Source organism: Paracoccus aerius (genome assembly GCF_014656455.1).
In the GTDB taxonomy this organism is placed as follows: domain Bacteria; phylum Pseudomonadota; class Alphaproteobacteria; order Rhodobacterales; family Rhodobacteraceae; genus Paracoccus; species Paracoccus aerius.
In genome coordinates, this window is record NZ_BNCL01000002.1 from 14,217 (window position 1) to 38,774 (window position 24,558).

A 24,558-nucleotide genomic window follows, 5' to 3' on the forward strand; every position below is an offset into this window, starting at 1 on the left:
GCAGCAACCGGGCATCGGCCCAATGACGCGCGATTGACCTTTGCCGGGCCCCGCCGCCCCTTCAGGGCATGTTCGATGCCTCCGCCCCAGCCCCCCGTCTTCAGCGCAGCACCGGCGCTGCGCATGTGGTCATGGGCCCGCGAGGGCTTGTCGATCTGGCGCAGTCGGGTTCCGCCAAGGCCATGCTGCCGCGCATGACCGCGGGCCTGCCCGAGATCGCCTTTCTGAACACCTCGGGCGGGCTGGCCTCGGGCGACCGGCTGTCCTTTGCCGTGACCCTGCAGCCCGGCGCCCGGGTGCTGGCGACCACCCAGACGGCCGAGCGCGCCTATCGCGCCAAGGCGGCCCCTGCGCGGGCCGAGGTTCGGCTTGCCGTGGGCGCGGGCGGCTGGCTTGACTGGCTGCCGCAGGAAACCATCCTGTTCGAGGGCAGCGCGCTTTGCCGCGACACGCAGGTGGATCTGGCCCCCGGCGCCGGCTGCCTGCTGCTGGAAATGATCGTGCTGGGCCGCCTGGCCATGGGCGAGGAGCCGGCCCGCATCCGCTTTCGCGACCGCCGCACCGTGCGCCGGGACGGGCGGCTGATCCACCACGACGCCCTGGCCCTGGACGACGCCGCGCTGCTTCGGCGGAACGGCCCCGCCCTGCTGGGCGATGCCCGCGCCCTTGCGACGCTGGCGGTGGTCGCGCCCCATGCGCCCGACCTTCTGGCGCGCGCCCGCGCCGTCCTGGACGAACCCGGCGTCGCCGGCGCGGCAAGTGCCCCGCCGGGGCGGCTGGTGGTCCGCTGCCTGGCCCGCGACGACTGGCCGCTGCGCCGGCAGGTCATCCGCCTTCTGGCCGCGCTGCGGCCCGATCCCCTTCCCCGCATCTGGCAGGTCTGACGATGAACCTTTCCCCGCGCGAACGCGAAAAGCTGCTGGTCTCGGTTGCCGCAATGGTGGCGCGCGGCCGGCTGGCCCGCGGCGTCAAGCTGAACCACCCCGAGGCGATCGCGCTCATCACCGATTTCGTGGTCGAGGGCGCGCGCGACGGGCGCAGCGTAGCCGACCTGATGCAGGCGGGCGCGCATGTCATCACCGCCGATCAATGCATGGAGGGCGTTCCCGCCATGATCGAATCCGTCCAGGTCGAGGCCACCTTCCCCGACGGGACCAAGCTGGTCACCGTCCACCACCCGATCCGCCACGAGGCTTGAATGAAAAAGATTTCCATTGCCGCCGCCCTTCTGCTGCCGCAGGCCGCCCTGGCCCATGTCGGCCATCATGACGAAGGCCAGTTCCTGTCGGGCCTGAGCCATCCCTTGGGCGGCGCCGATCACCTGCTGGCGATGGTGGCGCTTGGGCTTCTGGCGGCCCAGATGGGGGGCCGTGCGCTGTGGGCGCTGCCGCTGACCTTCGTGGGCAGCATGGTGGCAGGCGGACTGGCGGGCTTCGGCGGGCTGTCCTTTCCGGCGGTCGAGCCGATGATCCTTGCCTCTGTCGTGATCCTGGGCGCGCTTGTCGCGATGGCCGCGCGCCTGCCGCTGGCGGCGATGGTTCCCGGCGTGGCGCTGTTCGGCATGGCGCATGGCTGGGCGCATGGGGCGGAAGGCCCCGCGGCGGGGCTGGCCGCCTATGCTGCGGGCTTCGCGGTGGCAACACTTGCGCTGCATGGGGTGGGCATCGGCGCGGCGCGGATACTGGAACGCGGCACGGCCCTGCGCGCCCTGGGCGGCGGCACGGCGGCGGCGGGCTTGGCCTTGGCGATGGTGGGCTGAATGACCCGCAAGATTGTTCCGGGCGAAATCCTGCCCGCACCCGGCGAGATCGTCCTGAACCAGGGGCGCGATTCGGTCACCGTCATGGTCGCCAATACCGGCGACCGCCCGATCCAGGTCGGCAGCCATTACCATTTCGCCGAAACCAACCCCGCCCTGCACTTCGACCGTGCCGCCGCGCGCGGGATGCGCCTGTCGATCCCCGCTGGCACCGCCGTCCGGTTCGAACCCGGCCAGTCGCGCGAGGTGCGCCTGATCCCCTTCGCGGGCGAACGCATCGTGCAGGGTTTCCGCAAAGACATCATGGGGGTGCTATGACCCGCCTGTCTCGCGCCGACTACGCCGCGCTTTACGGCCCCACCACCGGCGACCGCATCCGGCTGGCCGATACCGATCTGCTGATCGAGGTCGAGCGCGACCTGACCATCCCCGGAGAGGAGGTCAAGTTCGGCGGCGGCAAGGTCGTCCGCGACGGCATGGGCCAGTCCCAGGTCACGCGCGAAGGCGGCGCGATGGACACGGTCATCACCGGCGTCGTGGTCTTCGACCACCGAGGCATCGTGAAGGCCGACGTGGGCCTGCGCGACGGCCGCATCGCGGGCATCGGCAAGGCGGGCAATCCCGACACGCAGCCGGGCGTGACGCTGATCATCGGTCCCGGCACCGAGATCATCGCGGGCGAGGGGCGCATCCTGACGCCCGGCGGCTTCGATTGCCACATCCACTACATCTGCCCGCAGCAGGTGGACCATGCGCTGCATTCCGGCGTCACGACGCTGCTGGGCGGCGGCACCGGGCCTGCGCATGGCACGCTTGCCACAACCTGCACCCCCGGCCCCTGGCACATCGCCCGGATGATGGAGGCCTGCGCCGACCTGCCCGTCAACATCGGCATCGCGGGCAAGGGCAACGCCAGCGTCCCCGCGCCCTTGGAGGAACAGATCCGCGCCGGCGCCTGCGCGCTGAAGCTGCACGAGGACTGGGGCACCACCCCCGCCGCCATCGACAACTGCCTGACGGTGGCCGATGCCATGGACGTTCAGGTGATGATCCACACCGACACGCTGAACGAATCCGGTTTCGTCGAGGACACGATGGCCGCCATCGCCGGCCGCACCATCCACGCCTATCACACCGAGGGCGCGGGCGGCGGCCACGCCCCCGACATCATCCGCATGGTCGGCATGGGCAATGTCCTGCCCTCGTCCACCAACCCGACGCGGCCCTATACGGCCAACACGGTCGAGGAACATCTCGACATGCTGATGGTCTGCCACCACCTCGACCGCCGCGTGCCCGAGGACGTGGCCTTCGCCGAATCCCGCATCCGGCGCGAAACCATCGCGGCCGAGGACATCCTGCACGACCTGGGCGCGTTCAGCGTCATCTCGTCCGACAGCCAGGCCATGGGCCGGATCGGCGAAGTCATCATCCGCACCTGGCAGACCGCCGACAAGATGCGCCGCCAGCGGGGCCGGTTGCCAGAGGAGACGGGCCAGAACGACAACCTGCGCGCCCGCCGCTATATCGCCAAATACACGATCAACCCGGCCATCGCGCATGGCGTTTCCGCCCATATCGGCAGCATCACGCCGGGCAAGCGGGCCGACCTGGTGCTGTGGTCGCCCGCCTTCTTCGGCGTGAAGCCGGAAATGGTTCTGGTCGGCGGGCAGATCAGCGTGGCGCAGATGGGCGATCCGAACGGCTCGATCCCCGTGCAGCCGATCTTCTCGCGCCCGATGTGGGGGCATACGGGCCGGGCGTCCGCGCTGTTCGTGTCGAAGGCGGGCCTGGAAAACGGCGCGGGGGACAACTTGCACAAGACCCTGATCGCGGCGGAAAACACCCGAGGCATCGGCAAGGCCGACATGGTCCTGAACGCCGCCATGCCCGCCATCGAGGTGGACCCAGAAACCTATGAAGTCCGCGCCGACGGGCAGTTGCTGACCTGCGAACCGGCTACGGAACTGCCCATGGCCCAACGCTATTTCCTGTTCTGAGGGACCCCATGATCACCGCCACCCGCATCATCCGCAACGCCCCCGCCCCCTTTGACGGCGAAATCGCGCTGGACTACGAAGGCCGCCTTCTGCGACGCAAGAAGCTGGCCAGCGGCACGGGCGACTTCCTGGTCGACCTGCCCGAGGTGACGAGCGTCGAGGACGGCGATGCCTTCGAACTGTCGGACGGCCGCCGCATCGTGATGCGCGCCAGGCCCGAACCGGTGCTGGTCATCCGCGGCCACCTGGCGCGCCTTGCCTGGCATATCGGCAACCGCCACACCCCCTGCCGGATCGAGGCCGACCGCCTGATCATCCGCCAGGATCATGTGCTGGAAGCCATGCTGCGCCAGCTTGGGGCAGAGATCCAGCACGCGGACCTGCCTTTCCGTCCGGAAGGCGGCGCCTATGGACATGGCCGGACCTTCGGCCATGACCACGGATCTTCGCACCATCACGCGCATGACCACAGCCACGCCCATCACCACGCCTGAGGCCGCGCGCCTGCATCTGGCCCAGGTCCTGTCGCCCGCCTTTCCGGTAGGCGGCTTCGCCTGGTCGCAGGGATTGGAATGGGCGATGGACGGCGGTGTCGTCACCCGCGCCACCTTGCCGCAATGGCTGGCCGACTGGCTGGACCATGGGGCGGGCTGGACCGATGCAGTGCTGGTCGCGCTGTCGCTGCGCGCCACGGATCACGCGGCCCTGGACGATCTTGCCCGCGCCGCCTGCCTTTCCTCGCAGCGCCTGGCCGAGACGGTCGAACAGGGCACCGCCTTCGCCGCCAACATAGCCGCGCTGACCGGACGGCAGCAGCCCGCCGCCGCCCTGGCGGTGGGGTTTGGCCGCGCTTGCGCCGCCATGCCGCTGCCGCACCCGGAGATCATCGCGGCCTTCCTGCAGGCCCAGGCTGCTGCCTTGATCAGCGCCGCCGTCCGCTTCATGCCGCTGGGCCCCCTCGAAGGCCAGAAAATGCTGGCGGCGCTTCAGCCCACGATCCTTGCCGCCGCCGCGCGTGCCGCCACGGCGACCGAGGACGACCTTGCCTCTGCAAGCTGGGGCGCCGACATCGCCGCCATGCGCCACGAAACCATGCCCGTCAGGATATTCAGATCATGAGCAACACCGGCCCCCGCCATGGACCCTTGCGCGTCGGCATCGGCGGCCCTGTCGGCGCGGGCAAGACCACGCTGACCGAGCAACTGGCCCGCGCGCTTGCGCCGCGCCTGTCGATGGCGGTTGTCACCAACGACATCTATACCCGCGAGGATGCCGAGGCCCTGATGCGCGCCCAGGTTTTGCCCGCAGAACGCATCCGGGGCGTGGAAACCGGCGGCTGCCCCCATACCGCGATCCGCGAGGATGCCAGCATCAACCTGGCCGCCATAGCCGACCTGAACGCGGCCTTTCCGGACCTGGATCTGGTGCTGATCGAATCGGGCGGCGACAATCTGGCCGCGACCTTCTCGCCGGAACTGGCGGATCTGACCATCTATGTCATCGACACGGCGGCAGGCCAGGACATCCCTCGCAAGCGCGGGCCGGGCCTGGCGCGGTCCGACCTGCTGGTGGTGAACAAGACCGACCTTGCGCCCCATGTCGGGGTCGACGCCGGACTGCTTGAATCCGATGCGCGGAATGCGCGCGGTGCCCGCCCGGTGGTCATGGCGCAACTGCGCCACGGCCGGGGCGTGGACCAGATCGTCGATTTCCTGATCGACCAGGGCGGATTGCAGCCTCGCGCAGCCTGAGCCTGCCTGCGGCGCGGGCAACCGCCTGCGCGGCTGCCCGTTGTTCGCCCAGTTGCCGCATCGCCGGCCCGAAACCTGCCCAAAGCCTGTTCAGCCCCCGCAAATCCCGGCTTGCTGCACCTGCGAAGGCCACTGTGCTTTCACGGAAAACAACAGGGACACGGGCCGAACGGCTGGGGAAGGTGATGATGAGTAAACTGTCCGCGATGCTGACGCTGACCACCGCCATGGTGCTGGCGACGGGGGCGATGGCGCAGGAAGGCGAACCGATCAAGATCGGCGTGCTGCATTCGCTGTCGGGCACCATGGCGATTTCGGAAACGACGCTGAAGGACACCGTCCTGATGATGGTGGAACAGCAGAACGCCAAGGGCGGCCTTCTGGGCCGCCCGCTGGAAGCCGTGGTCGTGGATCCGGCATCCGACTGGCCGCTGTTCGCCGAAAAGGCGCGCGAGCTGCTGACCGTCAGCGAGGTGGACGCGATCTTCGGCTGCTGGACCAGCGTGTCGCGCAAGTCGGTCCTGCCGGTGATCGAGGAACTGAACGGCCTGCTGTTCTATCCCGTCCAGTACGAAGGCGAGGAATCCTCGAAGAACGTGATCTATACCGGCGCCGCGCCGAACCAGCAGGCGATCCCGGCGGTGGATTACATGGCCGAGGAACTGGGCGTCGAGAAATGGGCGCTGCTTGGCACGGATTACGTTTATCCGCGCACCACGAACAACATCCTGGACGCCTATCTCAAGGGCAAGGGCGTGGCGGAAGGCGACATCTTCGTCAACTACACCCCCTTCGGCCATTCGGACTGGTCCAAGATCGTGGCGGATGTCGTGGCGCTTGGCGCGGACGGCAAGAAGGTCGGCGTGGTTTCCACCATCAACGGCGACGCCAATGTGGGCTTCTACAAGGAACTGGCGGCGGCGGGCGTGTCGGCCGACGACATCCCGGTCATGGCCTTCTCGGTCGGCGAGGAGGAGCTTGCAGGACTTGATACGACCAACCTGGTCGGTCACCTCGCCGCCTGGAACTATTTCCAGACCGCCGAATCCGACGCCAACACCGCCTTCATCGAGGAATGGAAGGCCTTCATCGGCGACGACGACCGCGTGACCAACGACCCGATGGAAGCCACGGTGATCGGCTTCAACGCCTGGGTCGCCGCCGTCGAAAAGGCCGGCACCACCGATGTCGATCCGGTGCTGGATGCCATCGTCGGCGTCGAGGTTCCGAACCTGACCGGCGGCACCGCCACGGTCCTTCCGAACCACCACCTGACCAAGCCGGTCCTGATCGGAGAGATCCGCGAGGACGGCCAGTTCGACATCGTCAGCCAGACCGAACCCGTGCCGGGCGATGCCTGGACCGACTTCCTGCCCGAATCCGCCAAGCTGGAAGCCGACTGGCCGGGCAAGGACTGCGGCATGTTCAACACCGAGACGAACACCTGCGTGCAGGTCCAGTCGAACTATTGACCCTTGCGGGGGCGGCGCTGCCGCCCCCCTCGCCCAAGGAACGCGCCCATGATCCGCCCCCTGATCGTTCTTGCCCTGGCGCTGCTGCTGGCGCTGCCCGCCGCCGCGAACCCCGCGCTTGAGGCGGTCATTGCCGGCAACCTCGACCAGATCGAGAAACCGTCGCGCCGCACGGTCGAGCCGCTGGTGGCGCAGATCGCCGCCACCGGACCCGAGGGGCTGGCCCTGCTGTCCGCCTGGGCAGACCGCTCGCTGGGGGTGACGGATGACGGGCGGCTGCTGATCGTGGACGGCGACGCCGTCACCGATGCCGTGACCGGCCAGCCCGTTCCCGGCGCCGATCCCAAGATGCTGCGCCCCAATTCCGGCGTGCGCGGCGTCATCGAATCCGCCCTTGTCGCAGGCGAGATTTCCAGCCCCGATCCGGCCCGCCGCGCCGCCGCCCTGGCCAGCATTGCCCGAGACGGCACCGCCGAACACCTTGCGGCCCTGCGCGCCGCCCCGGCCGAGGCCGATCCTGCCCTGGCCGCGCAGCGGGACCGGGTGACGGCCCTTCTGGCGATCCGCTTCGATCCCGACCCCGCCGCCCGCGTCGCGGCGATCGAGGCGATGTCTGGCGATGTCGGCCTGGACTTCCGGGCCGCGCTGAACCCGCTGCTGGCGACGACCCGCGTCGCCGCCCCCGCCGGGCCGGAGGCCAACATCGCCCGCGCATTGTCGGCGGGCGAGGCCGACTTCCCGAGAGAGGCCGCCATCGCCCTGCTGACCAGCCAGGGCATCCTGCAACCCCGCCTGACCCCCGCCGATCAGCGGAACGCGCTTGCCGCCAATATCGTGGACGGCCGCGTGGGCGGCATCCCTGTAGCCGAACTCTCGGATCCCGCCGCCCGCGACCGCGCCTACGAGGCGCTCGAGGCCGCAGGCGCCGTTGCCCCCGCCGCAACCGAGGCCGAGGTCGAGGCAGCCATTGACGCCCACCGTTTCTTCGAAATCTACGCTGAACCGAACAGCGACGTGACCGACGCCGCCCGCGCGGCGGAGACCGGCGCGCAGGTGCGTCTGGCGGCGATGACCGGGATCGACCTGGGGCTGGACGCGCTGTCCTTGGCCTCGATCTACTTCCTGGCGGCCATCGGGCTGGCGGTCACCTTCGGGGTGATGCGCGTCATCAACATGGCGCATGGCGAGTTCATCATGATGGGCGCCTATACGGGCTATGTCGTCCAGACCCTGGTCGCCAACCGCACCCTGTCCCTGGTCGTGGCCCTGCCGCTGGCCTTTGCCGTGACCTTCGGCGCGGGGGTGATCCTTTACCGGCTGGTGATCCGGCATCTGGCGAACCGTCCGCTGGAAACGCTGCTGGCGACCTTTGGCGTGTCCATCGCGCTTCAGCAGCTTGCCAAGAACATCTTCGGCACCCAGGCCCGCCCGCTGACCGCCCCCGCCTGGCTGGAAGGCGCCATCACGATCAACGACGTGATCTCGATCAGTTCCATCCGGGTGGCGATCTTCGTTCTGGCGCTGCTGTTCCTGGGCCTGTTCCTGTTCATCATGAAGCGCACCCGCCTGGGGCTGGAGGTTCGCGCCGTGACCCAGAACTCCGGCATGGCGGCGTCCATGGGAATCAACCCCGACCGCATCGCCATGATGACCTTCGGCCTGGGGTCGGGCATCGCGGGCATCGCGGGCGTGGCCATCGGGCTGTTCGCGCAGGTCACGTCGGAACTGGGACAGCAATACATCGTGCAAAGCTTCATGACGGTGGTCGTGGGCGGCGTGGGCAACATCTGGGGAACGCTGGCGGGCGCCGCGCTGATCGGCGGGCTGTCCAAGGTGATCGAGTTCATGAACCCCGCCAACACGCTTGCCGCGCAGACCTTCATGATCCTGTTCATCATCATCTTCATCCAGTTCAGGCCGCGTGGCATCATCCCGCAGCGCGGCCGCGCGGCGGAGGCGTGACCCCATGACCGAAAAGCTGACCCGGCAACCCTTCATCCTGCGCAATCCGTCCATCCTGGTCGTGCTGGCGGTTCTGGCGGTCTTTACCGTCGCCGTCACCCTGCTGAGCCAGGCCTACGGCAACGGCACCGTCCCGACCTCGACCGTGAAGGTTCTGGGCAAGACGCTGTGCCTGGCACTTGCGGCGGTGGCGATGGACCTGGTCTGGGGATACCTGGGCATCCTGTCGCTGGGCCAGATGGCCTTCTTCGCGCTTGGCGGATACCTGATCGGGCAGTGGCTGATGTATGCCCGGACCGAAAGCATCGTCGCGGCATCGCTGGCCGGAAACCCGATCCCGCCTACGCCTGCCGAATTGCAGGAAGGTGTCGCCAACCAGATCTTCGGCGTGGTGGGATCGTCCGACCTGCCGCTGGTCTGGGCTTTTGCACATTCGCTGCCGATCCAGCTTCTGCTGGTCGTCGCAGTGCCCGGCCTGCTGGCCCTGGCCTTCGGCTGGCTGGCCTTCCGCAGCCGCGTGAACGGGGTCTATCTGTCGATCCTGACCCAGGCGATGACGCTGGCCTTGGCCTTGTGGCTGTTCCAGAACGACAGCGGGTTCCGGGGCAACAACGGGTTGTCGGGACTGCAGAACATCCCCGGCCTGGACGCGGTCGATCAGGCCACCCTGTCGGTCTGGTTCCTTTGGGCCTCTGCCCTGGCCCTGGGCTTGGCTTACGTGCTGGCGGCCTGGCTGGTCAGCGGCAAGTTCGGCAGCGTGGTCCGGGCCATCCGCGACGACGAAACCCGCGTGCGGTTCCTGGGCTACCCGGTCGAGGGTTTCAAGCTGGTGGTCTTCACCCTTGCCGCGATGATCACGGCCGTGGCGGGCGCGCTGTATTATCCGCAGGCCGGGATCATCAACCCGGCGGAACTGATGCCCATCGCCTCGATCTACCTGGCCGTCTGGGTCGCCATCGGCGGACGGGGCAGGCTTTACGGCGCGATCATCGGGGCGGCGTTGGTGTCGCTGTTGTCAAGCTGGTTCACCGGCGGGCGCGCACCCGATATCAACCTGCCGGGCTATACCGTCAACTGGGTGGATTGGTGGCAGGTGGCGCTTGGCATCGGCTTCGTGCTGGTCACGCTGTCCGCGCCCAAGGGCATCGCAGGGATCGTGGACCACCTGGGGGGCATCCGCCCGCCGCGTCGCGCCACGGGCGAGGTTCCCCAACCGGCACAGGAGGCCAAGGCATGAGCGCGCTGCTAGAGGTGGACAGCATCTCGGTCAGCTTCGACGGGTTCCGGGCCATCAACAACCTGTCCTTCAACATCGGCGAGGCTGAATTGCGCGCCGTGATCGGCCCCAACGGCGCGGGCAAGACCACCTTCATGGACATCGTGACCGGCAAGACCCGGCCCGACGCGGGCGACGTGAAATGGGGCACGCCGCCGAAATCGCTTCTGAAGATGAACGAGGCGCAGATCGCCCGGGCCGGCATCGGCCGCAAGTTCCAGCGGCCCACCGTGTTCGAGGACCAGACCGTGGCCGACAACCTGACCATGGCGCTTAAGGCCAATCGCAACCCCTTCGCGGTGCTTGGCTGGCGGCCGTCGGTGGACTCGGCGGGCAAGGTGGCCGAACTGGCCTCCGAAGTCGGATTGGCGGCCCAGATCACACGCAAGGCGGGCGAGTTGTCGCACGGCCAGAAGCAATGGCTGGAGATCGGGATGCTGCTGGCCCAGGAACCGCGCCTCCTGCTGGTCGACGAACCCGCCGCCGGCATGACCCTGGCCGAACGCGAGCAGACCACCGCGCTGCTGGTGCGTCTGGCGCAGACGCGGGCCGTGGTGGTCGTGGAACATGACATGGACTTCGTGCGCCGCCTGAACTGCAAGGTCACCGTGCTGCACCAGGGCTCCGTCCTGGCCGAGGGCTCGCTGGACCACGTGACCCGCAATCCCGACGTCATCGAAGTCTATCTGGGGCGATAGGACATGCTGGAAGCCACCAACCTGACCCTGCATTACGGCACCAGCCAAATCCTGCACGGGATCGACATCGCAGCGCGGCCTGGATCGGTCACCTGCGTGATGGGCAACAACGGCGTGGGCAAGACCTCGCTGATGAACCTGCTGGCCGGGCGGCATCCGCGGTCCGGCGGCGACATCGCCTTCGACGGCAAGCCCCTGGGCCGCATCACCGCCCAGCAAATGGCTCGCCTCGGCGTGGGCTATGTCCCGCAGGGCCGCGCGATCTTTCCCATGCTGACCGTGCGCGAGAACATGGAGACGGGCTTTGCCTGCCTGCCCCGCGCCGACCGCCGCATCCCGGACGAGATCTTCGACAGCTTCCCCGTCCTGGCCGAGATGGCGCACAGGCGCGGCGGCGACCTGTCCGGCGGCCAGCAGCAGCAGCTTGCCATCGCCCGCGCACTGATCACCCGGCCGCGCGTCCTGCTGCTGGACGAACCGACCGAGGGGATCCAGCCCAACATCATCGCACAGATCGGCCGCGTCATCGCCGCATTGCGCGACCGAGGCGACATGGCAATCGTGCTGGTCGAACAGTTCTTCGACTTCGCCTGGGATCTGGGCAACGACTTCCTGGTGCTGGAACGGGGTCGCGCGGTGATGCAGGGCGCCAAGGCCAGCCTGCGGCGCGCCGACCTGCACGCCCGGCTGGCCGGCCACGCGGCGGCGTGATCAGCCCGTTGCCCGCCCCTGCAGCAGATCACGTGCCACAAACAGCGCCAGGCTGACCCCCAGAACCGGCAGCGCCCAGCCGACGGCCACCGCCAGCACCGCCCAAAGCACCCGCTGACCTGCAGACAGGCGCCGCCAGCTTTTCCACAGCGGCTCGTCCGCCACAGGACGGCGCGTCCACCACATGCGATAGCCGTAAACGATCATCACCATCAGCCCGATTGCCAGACCCGCCATCAGGATCTGGTTCGCCACGCCGAACAGCACGCCCATATGCGCGTCGATGCCCCAGCGGATCAGCTTGGGGATCAGGGTAAAGGTGGCGAAGTCGGCGCGGCTGGTGATCTGCAACGTGTCGGGATGGATTGCCACGGTATCCACCTGGGTGGGCCAGCGGCGGTCGTATTCGCGCACCACCCATGCCTGACCGGGCCTGGGCAGGCGGATCTCGACCAGGGGGGAACCGATGCCCCCTGCCCGGGCCGCGGCGGCCACGGCGTCCAGCTGGTGCAGGCGATCCTCTCGCGCGGCGGGATCGTGGTGGTTCGCATGGTCGCCATGTCCCGCGTGATCGCCCGCAGATGCTGCGGGGCCATCAAGGGCCGCACTGGCCGAGGGCGTCACCCAGCCCAGTTCGCTGCGCAGCGCGTCGATCCGCGCGCCGGCCTGCTGCGACCAGGTCAGCCCGGTGACCGACACGAACAGCAGGACCGCCGACAAGATGACGCCGATGGTGGAATGCAGCCAGCGGCGGCGTTGCGGGGGCGGCATCTCCGCGATCTTGCGGCGGCGGCGCGGGCCCGTGGCCCAAAGCGCAAGACCGCCCAGAACCGCCACCCACAGCCAACTTGCGGCGAGTTCGCTGTAGTATCGGCCCACATTGCCCAGCAGCAGGTTCCGGTGCAGGTAATCCAGCCGGGTGCGGAACGGCAGGAGGCCGGTGGTGCCATAGGTGGTCAGGTCGCCCCGTACCGCCAGCGTGACGGGGTCGATGAACAGCGTCCGGTTTTCCGAATCGCCAAGCGAGGGGTCGGAGAACATGATCCGCGTGGTCCTGCCCGGCCCGGTCGCCGGGCGGACGGCGGACACTGCCAGATCCGCCCCCAAGGCATCGCGCGCGGCTTGTGCCTGATCGGCCAGGCTGCGGGGCGTTCCGGTGCTGTCGGTGAACAGCGCGTCGCGATAAAGCCAGGTCTCGATCTGCGGCGTCAGGACATAAAGCAGCCCGGTCAGGGCCGCGACGAAGATGAAGGGGCCAACGAACAGCCCGATGTGGAAATGCATCCGCAGCAGAAAGGGACGCAGCGTGGCGCGGGCGCCGTCGGCCCGCGGGGTTTCGGTCAGATGTGTCATGGATGAACCTGATGTGGACAAGACGATGCCACCCGTCGACGGGCGGCGGCTTTGTTCAGGTCAGGGCCGGAGGTCCGCGCTTGGGGAAGGCGGGATCACGGGCGCGCCCCTCGGCCCGGCGGATCTGGGGCAGGACGATGCGGGCCATGATTTGCTGGTCGGCATCCGTCAAGGAAGCCGTCACCTCGTGCAGCCCGGTCGGTGCCGTCAGGTTGCACAGCGGGCAATGCCCGTCGCCATGGTCACCATGGCCCGCACCGTGATCCTCGCACAGGATGTCTTCCAGGCCGACGCCGGCCATTACCCAGGCCTGAAGCCGCAGGTCCATCTCGGTCGGGACGGGGCGTGCCGTCATGCCTGTGGCCATGGCAAGCGCCAGCAAGGCCAGAAAGGCCAGGCCGAGGATCCGGGGTGAACGCTTGCGCCGCATGACCGGGCGATGCCAGATCCCGCGCCCGCCGCGCAAGGGTCAAGTTGCCGCAAGCCTTATCGCTTGCGTTCCCAGCGGCCGGATTCCTCGGACCAGTATTCGGCCTCGACCCCGGCGCCGGTCAGGCTGCGCCACTGGTCGCGGGCGCGCGCCGTGGCCGCCGCGTCGCCTCCGTCGAAGATGATGCAGGTGCGGGTCAGGGCCTGGCATTCGGCGGGCGCGACCTCGGACCCGTCAAGCGCCATCAGGCAGGCGGGGCCGTTGGCGGCCGCCTGCCCCGCCACCGTCAGCAGGACAGGCTGGCGCGCGTCATGTGGCCCGCCCGCCAGCCCGTGCGGCAGGAAACCGTCGCCCTGCCACAGGTGCAGATCCAGCCGCTCCATCCGGGCGGGATCGGTGCCGCGCAGTTCCACCTGCCAGCCCGCCGCCAGCGACTTGCCGATCAGCACCGGCAACAGGCTTTCGGCGGGCGAGCGGGTCAGGTGATAGAACAGCGCGTTGCCCATCGGGCCTACTTCGCCTCGTAGGTGTCGCGGATCAGGCGGTCCAGCGTCATGACCCCCCAGCCCGTCGCGCCCTTCGGGGCAAGGTCCGTCGCCCCCGGCGGCAGGGCCACGCCCGCGATGTCGATATGCGCCCAGGGCGTGCCCTTGCGGATGAAGCGCTGCAGGAACTGCGCTGCGGTGATCGATCCCGCCGCGCGGCCGCCCGTGTTCTTCATGTCCGCCAGGCGCGACTTGATGAGGTTGTCATAGGGCTGGCCCAGGGGCAGGCGCCACGCACCCTCTCCCTCGGCCCGCGCGGCGGCCAGGATGTTGTCGGCAAGCGCGTCGTCGTTCGAAAAGACGCCCGCATTGTCATGCCCAAGCGCAATGATGACGGCGCCGGTCAGCGTCGCGAGGTCGATCACGGCGGACGGGTCGAAGCGGGTCTGCGCGTACCACATGACATCGGCCAGGACCAGGCGCCCTTCGGCATCGGTATTGATGACCTCGATCGTGTCGCCCTTCATAGACCGCACGATGTCGCCGGGACGCTGGGCCTTGCCGTCGGGCATGTTTTCCACAAGGCCCACCAGCCCCACGACATTCGCCTTGGCCCGGCGCAGGGCCAGGGTGCGCATCACGCCCGCGACGACGCCCGCGCCGCCCATGTCCATCGTCATCTCCTCCATGCCCGCCGCGGGCTTGATCGAGATGCCGCCGGTGTCGAAGACCACGCCCTTGCCGACCAGGGCCAGGGGCGCCTCGTCCCCGCCGCCGTTCCAGTGCATCACCACGACCTTTGACGGGCTTTCCGACCCCTGCCCCACGCCCAGCAGCGCGCGCATGCCCAGTTCGGCAAGCTGGTCTTCCTCCAGCACCTCGACGGTCAGGCCGATCTCCTCCATCGCCTTCAGGCGGTCTGCGAAATCGCTGGTGGTCAGGACATTGGCCGGTTCGTTGACCAGATCACGGGTGAAGAAGACGCCCTCGGCCACGGCGGCGGCGGCCTGCGCGGTCTTGGCCAGGACCTCGGGATTGTCCGCCATGAAGGTCACGCGCGCCTTTTCGCTGACCGGCGCGTCGGGGGATTCGGGCGCGCTGTCGGCCTGGGCATCGGCCAGCACGGCGTTTTCAGGTTCATGCGTAACGCTTTGCGGGATCGGGTCGGCGCCTGCCTCTCCGTCGCCCTCGACCGGCTTGGTCTGGTAGACCGAGAAGTCATAGCCGCGCAGCGCGATGCCAAGCGCGATCTCGTTGGCGAGCGGATGCCCGCCCGCCAGGACCAGCGTATGTGTCTTGCCAAGCTTTGCACCGATGGCCGCGCCTGCCTTGCGGGCCTGGGCCACGCTGGCATCATCAGGCAGCGCCACCAGGGTCAGCGCTTCGGCCTCCATGCCCGCGGGGAAAGCCAGTTCCAGGGCGGCGCCGGGCTTCAGCCCCTTACCGGCCTTCGATTCCATCGCGCGACGCACGGCCTGTTGCGCGGGATCGGGCAGGCCGGACGGCAGGTCGGCCCCTGGTGTCACGATCATCGCCACCCGCCCCTCGTGGCTGGCCAGCCGGTCGGTGGCGATTTCGGTGAAGGTGATCTCGACAGGCTGGGTCATCGCGCGCTCCTCATCTTTCGCGGAGGGCAGCCTAGACCCGCCGCGCACCCTTTTCCAGAGCCGCCCTTGCCGCTAAGCAAGACGTGACCGAAGCCGCCCGCCCAAGGACATCCCCCGCCCCATGCCCCGGATCGACCGATACATCCTTGGCCAGATGCTGACCCTGTTCGGGTTCTTCGCACTGGTGCTGGTGTCGGTCTACTGGATCAACCGCGCCGTCAGCCTGTTCGACGACCTTCTGAGCGACGGGCAGACGGCCCTGGTAGTGCTGGAATTCACCGCGCTGACCCTGCCCCTGGTGATCTCGGTCGTGCTGCCTGTCGCGGCCTTCGCGGCCACGGCCTATGGCACGAACCGCATGGCCGGCGAATCCGAGCTGGTGGCGATGCAGGCGGCGGGCCTGTCGCCCTGGCGGCTGGCGCGGCCGGTCTTGGTCTTCGGGGTCTTCGTGGGGCTGATGGTCGCCGTGCTGGTCCATGGGCTGGTGCCCCTGGCACGCGCGCGCCTTGCCGACCGCCAGGCGGAACTGGCCCAGGACGTGACCGAGCAGTTCCTGCGCCCCGGCAGCTTCCAGTATCCCGCCGACGGGATCACCCTGTTCATCCGCGACATCGCCACCGACGGCCGCCTGCTGGATCTGTTCATCGAAGATGCGCGCGACCCCGCCAACCAGACCATCTACACCTCCGAGGAGGCGCTTGTGGTCCGCGCAGAAAACGGCCCGGTGCTGATCCTGCTGCGCGGCATGTCGCAGAACCTGCGGCAGAACGGCGACCGACAGGCCCTTGCCGTCACGCGCTTCCAGGAATTCAGCTATGACATCGGGGCCATGCTGACGGGCGGGGGGCGAAGGGGGCGCGACCTGCGCGATTACGGCACGCTGCGGCTGCTGGACCCGGACGCGGACTTGCTGTCCGCGACCGGCGCCACCGCCCCCGACGCCCGGCGCGAGGCGCATGAGCGCATTGCCCAGCCGCTCTTGTCCCCGGTTGCGGCGATGATCGGCTTTGCGACGCTGCTGATCGGCGGCTATTCGCGCTTCGGCGTCTGGCGCCAGGTCTTCTGGGCGATCCTGGGACTGCTTGTCGTGCAGTTCCTGTCCAATGCCGCCGCCAACCAGACCGGGCGCGACCCGTCGCTTTGGCCGCTCGTTTACCTGCCCGCGCTGATCGGCGCGATGCTGTGCTGCGGGCTTTTGTGGTGGGCGGGCAAGCCGCGGCGGTTGAAGCACCGAACGGGGGCTGCGGCATGATCCTGGCCAGCTATGTCGCGCGGCGCTTTCTGCGGTCCTTCCTGACGGTGGCAGGGGTGTTCCTGCTGATCCTGCTGCTGATCGACATGATCGAGATGATCCGCCGCTTTTCCGACGACAATATCGGCCTGGCGGGTGCCCTGGGGCTGGCGGCGCTGAACATCGCTTCCAGCTTTTATTCGATCCTTCCGCTTCTGACCGTGCTGGCCGGGATCGCGCTGTTCCTGAACCTGGCCCGCACGTCCGAAATGGTTGCGATCCGTGCGTCCGGCCGGTCTGCCCTGAAGGTCGTGACCGCCCCTGCCGTGACCGCCGCTCTGGCCGGCTGCCTGACCGTCGCGCTGCTGAACCCCCTGGTGGCCGTGACAGGCGCGCGCTTTGACGAGGCGGTCGCCCGGATCGAAAGCGACAGCCGCCAGACAGTTTCGGTGGGCGACAGCGCGGTCTGGCTGCGCCAGGCCGTCATCGAGGGGTCCGAGGAATCGGGCCAGATCGTCATCCGCGCCCGCCGCGCCAGCCCCGACGCCACCACGCTTTACGACGCGACCTTCATGGTCTTCGATGCTGCCCGCGGCCCCGTCCGCCGGATCGAGGCGCGCGAGGCCCGGCTGCTGCCCGGCAAATGGGAACTGCGCGACCTGCGCGACTATCCCCTGACCGAGCCCAATCCCCAGGCTGCCGCAATCTCGGCCCCGCAGATGGAACTAGCCTCGGACCTGACTGCGCAGCGCATCCGCGAAGGCTTCGGCCGCCCCGAGGCGGTGCCAGTCTGGCAACTTCCCGGCTTCATCGCGGGGCTGGAACGCGCGGGCTTCTCGGCCGCGCGCCACAAGGTCTGGCTGCAGATGGAACTGGCCCGGCCCTTCCTGATGGGGGCGATGGTGCTGGTCGCCGCGGCCTTCACCATGCAGCATGTCCGCGGCCGCAGTACCGGAACCGCGGTGCTGCTGGCCTTCGGCGCGGGGATCGGGCTGTTCTTTCTGCGCAATCTCGCGCAGGTTCTGGGCGACAACGGCCAGGTGCCGCCGCTTCTGGCCGGATGGACGCCCCCCCTGGTCGGCGGGCTTCTGGCCATGGCGCTGATCCTTGCGCGGGAGGACGGATGACACGGCGCGTGCTGAAAGCCTGTAGACTGGGACTGGGATTGGCCATTCTGCCCGGCCTGGCCCTTGCGCAGACCATGCTGCCGCAGGATCCGGGCCTGGGCGCGGGCGGCATGGGCGGAACCAGCCCCTTGTGGAGCGACGAGGCAGCCCTTGCCCCCACCGCCACTCCGCTGGGCAATGAGGTCCTGGGCGACCGGACCCCTGGCGCCGCTGCCTTGAAGGCGGTGGATCCCGATGCCGACGTGACCCTGCCCGGCCGCGATCCCGGCGGGACACAGGACGATGCGGCGACGGTGCTGGCCGACAGCATGGTCCTGCAGGGCGACCGCACGCTGATCGCGGCGGGCGGCGTGGTGGTCTGGTACCAGGGCGCCCGGCTGGTCGCGTCGCGCATCGTCGTCGACGGCGCCTCGGGCAACCTGACGATCGAGGGGCCGATCCACCTGTCCCGCCCCGGCGCCGCCGATCCCGAGGAGGAGGCCGTGCTGGTGGCCGATTCGGGCCAGCTTGACCGCGAATTGCAGGACGGCATCATCCGCGGCGCACGGCTGGTCCTGGCCCGCGAATTGCAGCTTGCCGCGACCGAACTGACGCGGACCGGCAACGGCCGGATGACGAACCTGCGCAACGTGGTCGCGTCCTCCTGCCAGATTTGCGCCAGCGACCCCACGCCCCTTTGGGAAATCCGCGCCCGCGCCATCACCCATGACGCCGAAACCCGGCTGATCACCTTTGACCACCCGCAGTTCCGCGCCCTGGGCATCCCGCTGGCCGCAGCACCATTCGCCCTGACAGCGCCCGATCCCACTGTGGAACGGCGCACCGGCTTTCTGCGGCCCGAGTTCCGGACCACCTCGGGCCTGGGATTCGGGGTGAAGCTGCCGTATTTCGTGACGCTGGGCGATCATGCCGACGTGACGGTGACGCCCTATGTTTCGGCCAGCCGGACGCGGACGCTTGAACTGCGCTATCGGCAGGCCTGGTCGAACGCCGTGACGGAATGGAACGGCGCCATCACCCGCGACGACATCCGCCCGGGCGAGACGCGGGGCTATGTCTTCGGCAATGCCCTTGTGGACCTGCCTCGCGGCTATCGGCTGGGCGTGCAGCTTCAGGCGGCTTCCGACCGGGGCTATCTGCTGGACTACGACATCACCGAGGCCGACCGGCTGTGGAGCGGCTTCACGCTTGAACGCATCACACGCGACAAGCTGTTCTTCGGGCGGGTCGGCAACTATCACTCGCTGCGCGACGACGAGGACAACAGCACCTCTCCCGCGCAGGTGGCCGACGTGATCTGGCAGCGGCGCTTCACCCCCGATTACATCGGCGGGCAGGGGCTTCTGGAATGGTCGATCCATGCCCATCGCCGTCCGTCCGACCAGGACGAACTGGGCCGTGACATGGCCCGCGCCTCGGTTGGCCTCAACTGGCGGCGCAGCGAGATCCTGCCGGGCGGCGTGGTGGGCGCGGCCCTTGCCGGGATCGACGCCGACATCTATCGCATCGCGCAGGACAGCCGCTTCGACGACGTGGTGACGCGCGCGGACCCGATGGTCGGTGTCGAGCTGCGCTGGCCGCTGATCGGCGGCAAGGGCGGCGTGACCCACCTGGTCGAGCCCGTGGCCCAGATCCTTTATTCCCCTGCGGGCGACGACGACGATATCCCGAACGAGGACAGCCGCCTGATCGAGTTCGACGAAGGCAACCTGTTCTCGGAAAGCCGTTTCCCCGGTTGGGACGCCCGCGAAGGTGGCCTGCGCGCTAATCTGGGGGTGACCTGGACCAGGCTGGACCCGACCGGCTGGTCGCTGGCCCTGACCGGTGGCCGCGTGCTGAGGGCCGATCCGGAACGCGCCTTCCCCGATGGCTCGTCCTTGTCGGGAACAAGTTCCGATTGGCTGGTGGCGGCGCAATACGACAGCGGCAACGGGCTTGCCATCGCCAACCGGGCGCTGTTCGACGACGGCTTCGACATCTCGCGCAACGAATTGCGGTTGGGCTGGCTGCGCAATGACCTGCAACTCTCGGCGGGGCATTTGTGGCTGGACGGCGACGTGGCCGAAACCGAGCGTGCCGATATCAGCGAACTGGTCGCCAATGTCGGCTGGCAGATCCGCGAGGGCTGGTGGGGCACGGCTGAAACCCGCTATGACTTCAACGCCGACCAGGCGCAGCGCGCGTCCCTGGACCTGACCTATCGCAACGAATGCCTGACGGTGGACATGGGCGTGTCGCGGCGCTTTACCAGTTCGGACAGCGTGCGGCCGGAAACCAGCATCGGGCTGTCGGTCCGGCTGGGTGGCTTCGGCGCCTCGGAAGACTTGCCGGGCACGGTGGCGCGCCGGTCCTGCATGCGCTAATCTTCGCCAGCACATGATACGCCAACAAAAGACATGCCATAAAAGACACGGGGGCCAGCAGATGCGGCAATTCCTTTCACGCCTTGCCTTGGCAGCGGCCCTGGCTGCGGCGCCCGCGCCGATCCTGGCGCAGAACCTGTTCGAGCCGGTGATCTATATCAACAACGCCGCCATCACCCGCTACGAGGTCGACCAACGCCAGCGGTTCATGCAGATCCTGGGCGCCCCCGGCACAACGGCCGAGGAGGCCCAGCAGGCGCTGATCGACGACCGCCTGCGCAACCATGCCGCCCGCCAGCTTGGCATCGTGCCGACCGAGGAAGGGCTTCAGAACGGGCTTGAGGAATTCGCCAGCCGTGCCGGCCTGTCGGCGGCGGAATTCACCGCAGCCCTGGAAAATGCGGGGGTCGAGCCGCAGGCCTATCGCGATTTCGTCAGCGCGGGCCTTGTCTGGCGCTCGGTCATCCGCGAACGCGTGGTGCCCCGGATCAAGGTGTCCGACGCCGAGGTCGACCAGGAACTGCGCCGCGTGGTCGAAACCCCTATCCTGTCGCGGGTGCTGATCTCGGAACTGATCATCCCCGCCCCTCCGGGCCAGGAACAGCAGGCCCTGAACCTGGCAAGACAGATCGCAGGCGCGGGCTTGTCCTCCGACGAATTCGAGGCCGCGGCCCGCCAATATTCGGCCGCCGATTCGGCGCAGGCCGGCGGACGGCTGGCCTGGGTGAACATTGACAACCTGCCGCCAAGCCTTCGCCCGGTCATCACCGCCCTGCAACCCGGCCAGACGACCCAGCCCCTGACAGTCGAGGGCGCGGTGGTCTTGTTCCACCTGCGCGACAGCCAGGGCACGCTGCGCCCCGGCGCCACGGAACAGGTGGTCGACTTTGCGACCCTGCGGCTGCCGACGGCCGCGGATGCCGCGACGCTGGGGGCCAGGACGCGCAGCTGCGACGACCTTTACGTCCAGGCAGGTGCCCAGGCGGGCCAGGTGCAGCGCCAGACCCTGCCGCAGGGGGCGATCCCGACCCTGGTCGCGCAACGCCTTGCGACGCTGGACGCGGACGAGACAGGCGTGGTCGATTACGGCAATGCGGCCGATCTGGTGATGCTCTGCTCGCGTCAGCCTGCCCTGGTCGCGCAGATGGAAAACGACGTGGCCACCACTGCCCTGCCCGATGACGGGGTCGAGGATGCGGTGCCCGGCGGCGATGCCCTGCCCACGCGCGACGCCGTCCGCGACCAGATCTTCAACCGCAAGGCCAATGCCGCCGCCGATGCCTATCTGGCCGAGCTGCGCGCCGAAGCCCTGATCCGCCGCCCGTGAGCCCAGGCCGCATCATCCTGACCTGCGGCGAACCCGCAGGCATCGGTCCCGAACTTGCGCCGCTGGCCCTGGCCTCGGGCGTCGACTTCGCCTGGATGGGCGACCCGCGCCATCTGCCGGCCGGCACCGCCTTCACCGAAATCGCTGCGCCGGGGGATCCGGTGCCGCCGGGCAGGCTTCCGGTGCTGAGCCATGACTTCGCAGCAGCCGCGGTGCCCGGCCAGCCCGATCCTGCGAATGCGGCAAGCGTGATCGCCGTGATCGCCCGGGCCGCCGACCTGGTCATGCGGGACGAGGCCGCGGCCATCTGCACCCTTCCCATCAGCAAGCAGGCGCTGAAGGAAGGCGCTGGCTTCGCCTTTCCCGGCCATACAGAATATCTGGCCCATCTGGCCGCCGCCCGCCTGGGACAGGACGTGCCGGTCGCGATGATGCTGGCCTCGACCACGGTGACGCCGCCGTGCCGGGTGGTGCCCGCGACCATCCACATCCCGCTGCAGGACGTCCCCGCCGCTCTGACGGGCGATCTGCTGGAACAGGCGATCCGCATCACCCATGCGGCGCTGATCCGCGACTTCGGCATCAGGGCGCCGCGCCTGGCCGTGGCGGGCCTCAACCCCCACGCAGGCGAAGGCGGCACGATCGGCAGGCAGGAAGCCAGCTGGATGATCCCCCTGCTTGACCGACTGCGGGCCGAGGGGCTTGATCTGGCCGGCCCCCTGCCCGCCGACACGATGTTCCATGCCCCGGCCCGCGCTCGGTACGACGCCGCCGTCTGCGCCTATCACGACCAGGCGCTGATCCCGATCAAGACGCTGGACTTCGCGGGGGGCGTGAACGTGACGCTGGGCCTGCCCTTTATCCGCACCTCGCCCGACCACGGCACGGCCTTCGACATCGCGGGCAAGGGCATTGCGGACGCCGCCTCGACCATCGCTGCCCTGCGCATGGCCCGCGACATGGCGGCGGCGCGGGCGTGATGCCTCTTCTTCACACAAATGTCCCACGGGGGTCCGGGGGTGTGAAACCCCCGGCTTTTCCACGATGACTGCCATCGACAACCTGCCGCCCCTGCGCGAGGTGATCGCCCGCCACGACCTGCGCGCGAAAAAGCAACTGGGCCAGAACTTCCTGCTGGACCTGAACCTGACGGCCAAGATCGCGCGCCAGGCGGGCGACATGACGCAATGCGACGTGCTGGAAATCGGCCCCGGCCCCGGCGGCCTGACGCGCGGCCTTCTGGCCGAAGGCGCGCGCCACGTCCTTGCCATCGAAAAGGACGCGCGCGCGCTGCCAGCCCTGCAGGAAATCGCCGACCGATATTCCGGCCGCCTGACCGTGATCCATGGAGACGCGCTGCAGGTCGATCCGCTGGCGCACCTGACCCCGCCGATCCGCATCGCCGCGAACCTCCCCTACAATGTCGGCACAGAATTGCTGATCCGCTGGCTGACCCCGCCCGACTGGCCGCCCTTCTGGCAGTCGCTGACGCTGATGTTCCAGAAGGAAGTGGCCGAGCGGATCGTCGCCACCCCCGGCAGCAAGGCTTATGGCCGCCTTGCCCTGCTGGCCCAATGGCGGGCCGATGCGCGGATCGTGATGATGCTTCCGCCCGAGGCTTTCGTGCCCGCCCCCAAGGTCCATTCGGCAGTGGTCCACCTGACCGCCCTGCCCCAGCCGCGCTATCCGGCGGATCCGGCGGTCCTGTCGCAGGTGACGGCGGCGGCCTTCAACCAGCGGCGCAAGATGCTGCGCGCGTCCCTGCGCGGCCTGCATCCGCAGATCGAATCGCTGCTGCAGGATGCCGGAATCCCCCCCACCGCACGGGCCGAGGAGATCGACCTTGAACGGTTCTGCGCCCTTGCGCGGGCCTTGCAGGCCGCCCGCCAAGGCGCATGAAGAAAGGGCCGCTGGCTGATCGCCGCGGCCCTTTTCTTATTCCTCGCTCGCCTGGGGCTTGTTCTCGCCCCCATCCTCGGCCGGCTTGCGGCGGGCCCGGGGGCGGGGCGCCGCGGGCTTGTCGCCACGGGGGGCGCGGGGCGCGCGGGCGCGGGCGGGCCTTGCGGCCGCCTCGGGCGTCTCGACCAGACCTGCACCCTCATCGTCCGAGGTGGTCACAGGATCGGGCAAGCCCTTGGCATCGGGGTCCATGACAGGATCGGGCTGCGACGGTTCCTGCGGCGCAGGAACGGGCCGGGCAGCAGGGGCTTCCGGCTGGAACTCGGGCTGTTCCTCGACCAGCGGCTCGAGGCGCGGCTGTTCGCGATGGCCTTGATCGCGGTTGCCGCCCTGGTCGCGGGACACGTGGTCGCGCTGCTGGCCCTGATGGCCATTGTCGCGTCCGATATTGTCGCGGCCACCATTGTCGCGGCCGCCATGCTCGCGCCGGGCTTGGTCGCGGCCGTTGCCATGATCGCGTCCGCCGTCGTCGCGGCTGCCCTGCTCGCGCGCGCCTTGGTCGCGGTGCTGCTGGCCGCCATTGCCGTTCGGCTGGGCCTCGCGCCCATCGTCGTCTTGGCGGGGCTGGTGAAATTGCTGGCGTTCGGCCATTTCCTTTTGCGCCTCGCCCAGCATCCGCGTGTAATGCTCGGCATGTTGCAGGAAGGATTGCTCGGCCACCCGGTCGCCCGACAGCTGCGCGTCACGCGCCAGCGTCAGGTATTTCTCGATGATCTGCTGGGGCGTGCCGCGCACCTTGCCTTCGGGGCCAGAGCTGTCGAAGACGCGGTTGACGACATTGCCCAGCGAACGCTGGCGGTTCGACTTGTTGCGCGAACGGGATTTCGATGATCTCATCAGTTTGTCTGTCGTGATTCCAGTAAATCCGGGATCCAGTGATCTGGACGGCATCGCGGGCGGCACGGGCATCGCAGATGAATGACTTTGCCGTTCAACCCGGCCTTCGCCCGAACGAACGCGGCAGGCGTCCATAAGGGAATCGGCTTTTTCAGGCTGACCCGTGCGGTGGCATCGCTGCCCCCTGCACAAGGGCGACTAACCATGCCC

24 protein-coding genes are annotated in these 24,558 nt (G+C 68.8%); 19 read left to right on the top strand and 5 right to left on the bottom strand.

Going from position 1 to position 24,558, the window contains the following annotated elements:
• The first annotated feature begins 68 nt into the window (after positions 1-68).
• The 13 genes from IE224_RS02210 to urtE all read left to right on the top strand — a co-directional run bounded on the left by IE224_RS02210 (position 69) and on the right by urtE (position 11,629).
• Entirely contained in the window at positions 69-884 is an 816-nt protein-coding gene (locus tag IE224_RS02210; protein WP_191307722.1) for an urease accessory protein UreD, read from the top strand.
• A gap of 2 nt (positions 885-886) precedes the next feature.
• Positions 887-1,198 (top strand): urease subunit gamma, encoded by a 312-nt coding sequence (locus tag IE224_RS02215; protein ID WP_167623130.1) that lies wholly within the window; start codon positions 887-889, stop codon positions 1,196-1,198.
• The gene (locus IE224_RS02220; RefSeq protein ID WP_191307724.1) at positions 1,199-1,759 is read left to right on the top strand and encodes a HupE/UreJ family protein; all 561 of its coding nucleotides are present in this window, start codon (positions 1,199-1,201) and stop codon (positions 1,757-1,759) included.
• Positions 1,760-1,771: 12 nt separating this feature from the next.
• A complete protein-coding gene (locus IE224_RS02225; protein ID WP_191308259.1) occupies positions 1,772-2,077 on the top strand; it encodes an urease subunit beta in 306 nt (101 codons plus the stop codon).
• Entirely contained in the window at positions 2,074-3,759 is a 1,686-nt protein-coding gene (gene ureC / locus IE224_RS02230) for an urease subunit alpha (RefSeq protein WP_191307726.1), read from the top strand. Before IE224_RS02225 ends, ureC begins: the two co-directional genes overlap by 4 nt.
• A gap of 8 nt (positions 3,760-3,767) precedes the next feature.
• Complete coding sequence (locus IE224_RS02235) at positions 3,768-4,253, top strand: urease accessory protein UreE (RefSeq protein ID WP_167623133.1); 486 nt, start codon at positions 3,768-3,770, stop codon at positions 4,251-4,253.
• Complete coding sequence (locus tag IE224_RS02240) at positions 4,222-4,878, top strand: urease accessory protein UreF (protein WP_308434838.1); 657 nt, start codon at positions 4,222-4,224, stop codon at positions 4,876-4,878. The genes IE224_RS02235 and IE224_RS02240 overlap by 32 nt, the downstream gene beginning before the upstream one ends.
• Positions 4,875-5,510, top strand: a complete 636-nt coding sequence (gene ureG, locus IE224_RS02245; protein ID WP_167623135.1) for an urease accessory protein UreG — start codon at positions 4,875-4,877, stop codon at positions 5,508-5,510. Before IE224_RS02240 ends, ureG begins: the two co-directional genes overlap by 4 nt.
• A gap of 185 nt (positions 5,511-5,695) precedes the next feature.
• Positions 5,696-6,982 (top strand): urea ABC transporter substrate-binding protein, encoded by a 1,287-nt coding sequence (gene urtA / locus IE224_RS02250; RefSeq protein WP_370528919.1) that lies wholly within the window; start codon positions 5,696-5,698, stop codon positions 6,980-6,982.
• Between the two features lie 51 nt (positions 6,983-7,033).
• Positions 7,034-8,944, top strand: a complete 1,911-nt coding sequence (urtB, locus tag IE224_RS02255; RefSeq protein ID WP_202380089.1) for an urea ABC transporter permease subunit UrtB — start codon at positions 7,034-7,036, stop codon at positions 8,942-8,944.
• Positions 8,945-8,948: 4 nt separating this feature from the next.
• On the top strand, positions 8,949-10,181 hold the full coding sequence (gene urtC / locus IE224_RS02260; RefSeq protein WP_191307732.1) for an urea ABC transporter permease subunit UrtC: 1,233 nt from the start codon (positions 8,949-8,951) through the stop codon (positions 10,179-10,181).
• Entirely contained in the window at positions 10,178-10,918 is a 741-nt protein-coding gene (urtD, locus tag IE224_RS02265) for an urea ABC transporter ATP-binding protein UrtD (protein WP_167623137.1), read from the top strand. Before urtC ends, urtD begins: the two co-directional genes overlap by 4 nt.
• A gap of 3 nt (positions 10,919-10,921) precedes the next feature.
• Positions 10,922-11,629 (top strand): urea ABC transporter ATP-binding subunit UrtE, encoded by a 708-nt coding sequence (urtE, locus tag IE224_RS02270; RefSeq protein WP_191307734.1) that lies wholly within the window; start codon positions 10,922-10,924, stop codon positions 11,627-11,629.
• Here urtE and IE224_RS02275 read toward each other — a convergent pair whose 3' ends face one another.
• Genes IE224_RS02275 through IE224_RS02290 form a run of 4 tightly spaced genes read right to left on the bottom strand, consistent with a single transcriptional unit; the run spans position 11,630 to position 15,504 of the window.
• Positions 11,630-12,982, bottom strand: a complete 1,353-nt coding sequence (locus IE224_RS02275; protein WP_191307737.1) for a PepSY-associated TM helix domain-containing protein — start codon at positions 12,980-12,982, stop codon at positions 11,630-11,632.
• Positions 12,983-13,037: 55 nt separating this feature from the next.
• Positions 13,038-13,412: a hypothetical protein gene (locus tag IE224_RS02280; RefSeq protein WP_191307739.1), complete on the bottom strand. Its 375-nt coding sequence runs from the start codon at positions 13,410-13,412 to the stop codon at positions 13,038-13,040.
• 56 nt (positions 13,413-13,468) lie between these two features.
• Positions 13,469-13,918, bottom strand: a complete 450-nt coding sequence (locus IE224_RS02285; protein ID WP_167623141.1) for a DNA polymerase III subunit chi — start codon at positions 13,916-13,918, stop codon at positions 13,469-13,471.
• 5 nt (positions 13,919-13,923) lie between these two features.
• Positions 13,924-15,504: a leucyl aminopeptidase gene (locus tag IE224_RS02290; protein ID WP_191307741.1), complete on the bottom strand. Its 1,581-nt coding sequence runs from the start codon at positions 15,502-15,504 to the stop codon at positions 13,924-13,926.
• A 121-nt stretch (positions 15,505-15,625) separates the two neighbouring features.
• Here IE224_RS02290 and lptF point away from each other — a divergent pair, with 121 nt between their 5' ends.
• The 6 genes from lptF (at position 15,626) to rsmA (ending at position 23,451) form a co-directional block, all read left to right on the top strand.
• Positions 15,626-16,756, top strand: a complete 1,131-nt coding sequence (gene lptF, locus IE224_RS02295) for an LPS export ABC transporter permease LptF (protein ID WP_191307744.1) — start codon at positions 15,626-15,628, stop codon at positions 16,754-16,756.
• The gene (lptG, locus tag IE224_RS02300; protein WP_191307746.1) at positions 16,753-17,862 is read left to right on the top strand and encodes an LPS export ABC transporter permease LptG; all 1,110 of its coding nucleotides are present in this window, start codon (positions 16,753-16,755) and stop codon (positions 17,860-17,862) included. The genes lptF and lptG overlap by 4 nt, the downstream gene beginning before the upstream one ends.
• On the top strand, positions 17,859-20,225 hold the full coding sequence (locus IE224_RS02305) for an LPS-assembly protein LptD (protein WP_191307749.1): 2,367 nt from the start codon (positions 17,859-17,861) through the stop codon (positions 20,223-20,225). Before lptG ends, IE224_RS02305 begins: the two co-directional genes overlap by 4 nt.
• Before the next feature lie 61 nt (positions 20,226-20,286).
• Complete coding sequence (locus tag IE224_RS02310) at positions 20,287-21,552, top strand: peptidylprolyl isomerase (RefSeq protein WP_191307751.1); 1,266 nt, start codon at positions 20,287-20,289, stop codon at positions 21,550-21,552.
• Positions 21,549-22,532: a 4-hydroxythreonine-4-phosphate dehydrogenase PdxA gene (gene pdxA, locus IE224_RS02315; protein WP_191307753.1), complete on the top strand. Its 984-nt coding sequence runs from the start codon at positions 21,549-21,551 to the stop codon at positions 22,530-22,532. The genes IE224_RS02310 and pdxA overlap by 4 nt, the downstream gene beginning before the upstream one ends.
• 64 nt (positions 22,533-22,596) lie before the next feature.
• Positions 22,597-23,451 (top strand): 16S rRNA (adenine(1518)-N(6)/adenine(1519)-N(6))-dimethyltransferase RsmA, encoded by an 855-nt coding sequence (gene rsmA, locus IE224_RS02320; RefSeq protein ID WP_191307756.1) that lies wholly within the window; start codon positions 22,597-22,599, stop codon positions 23,449-23,451.
• Between the two features lie 36 nt (positions 23,452-23,487).
• On the opposite strand, the gene IE224_RS02325 is transcribed toward rsmA, so the two are convergent.
• The gene (locus IE224_RS02325; RefSeq protein ID WP_191307759.1) at positions 23,488-24,348 is read right to left on the bottom strand and encodes a DUF4167 domain-containing protein; all 861 of its coding nucleotides are present in this window, start codon (positions 24,346-24,348) and stop codon (positions 23,488-23,490) included.
• Positions 24,349-24,558: the final 210 nt, after the last annotated feature.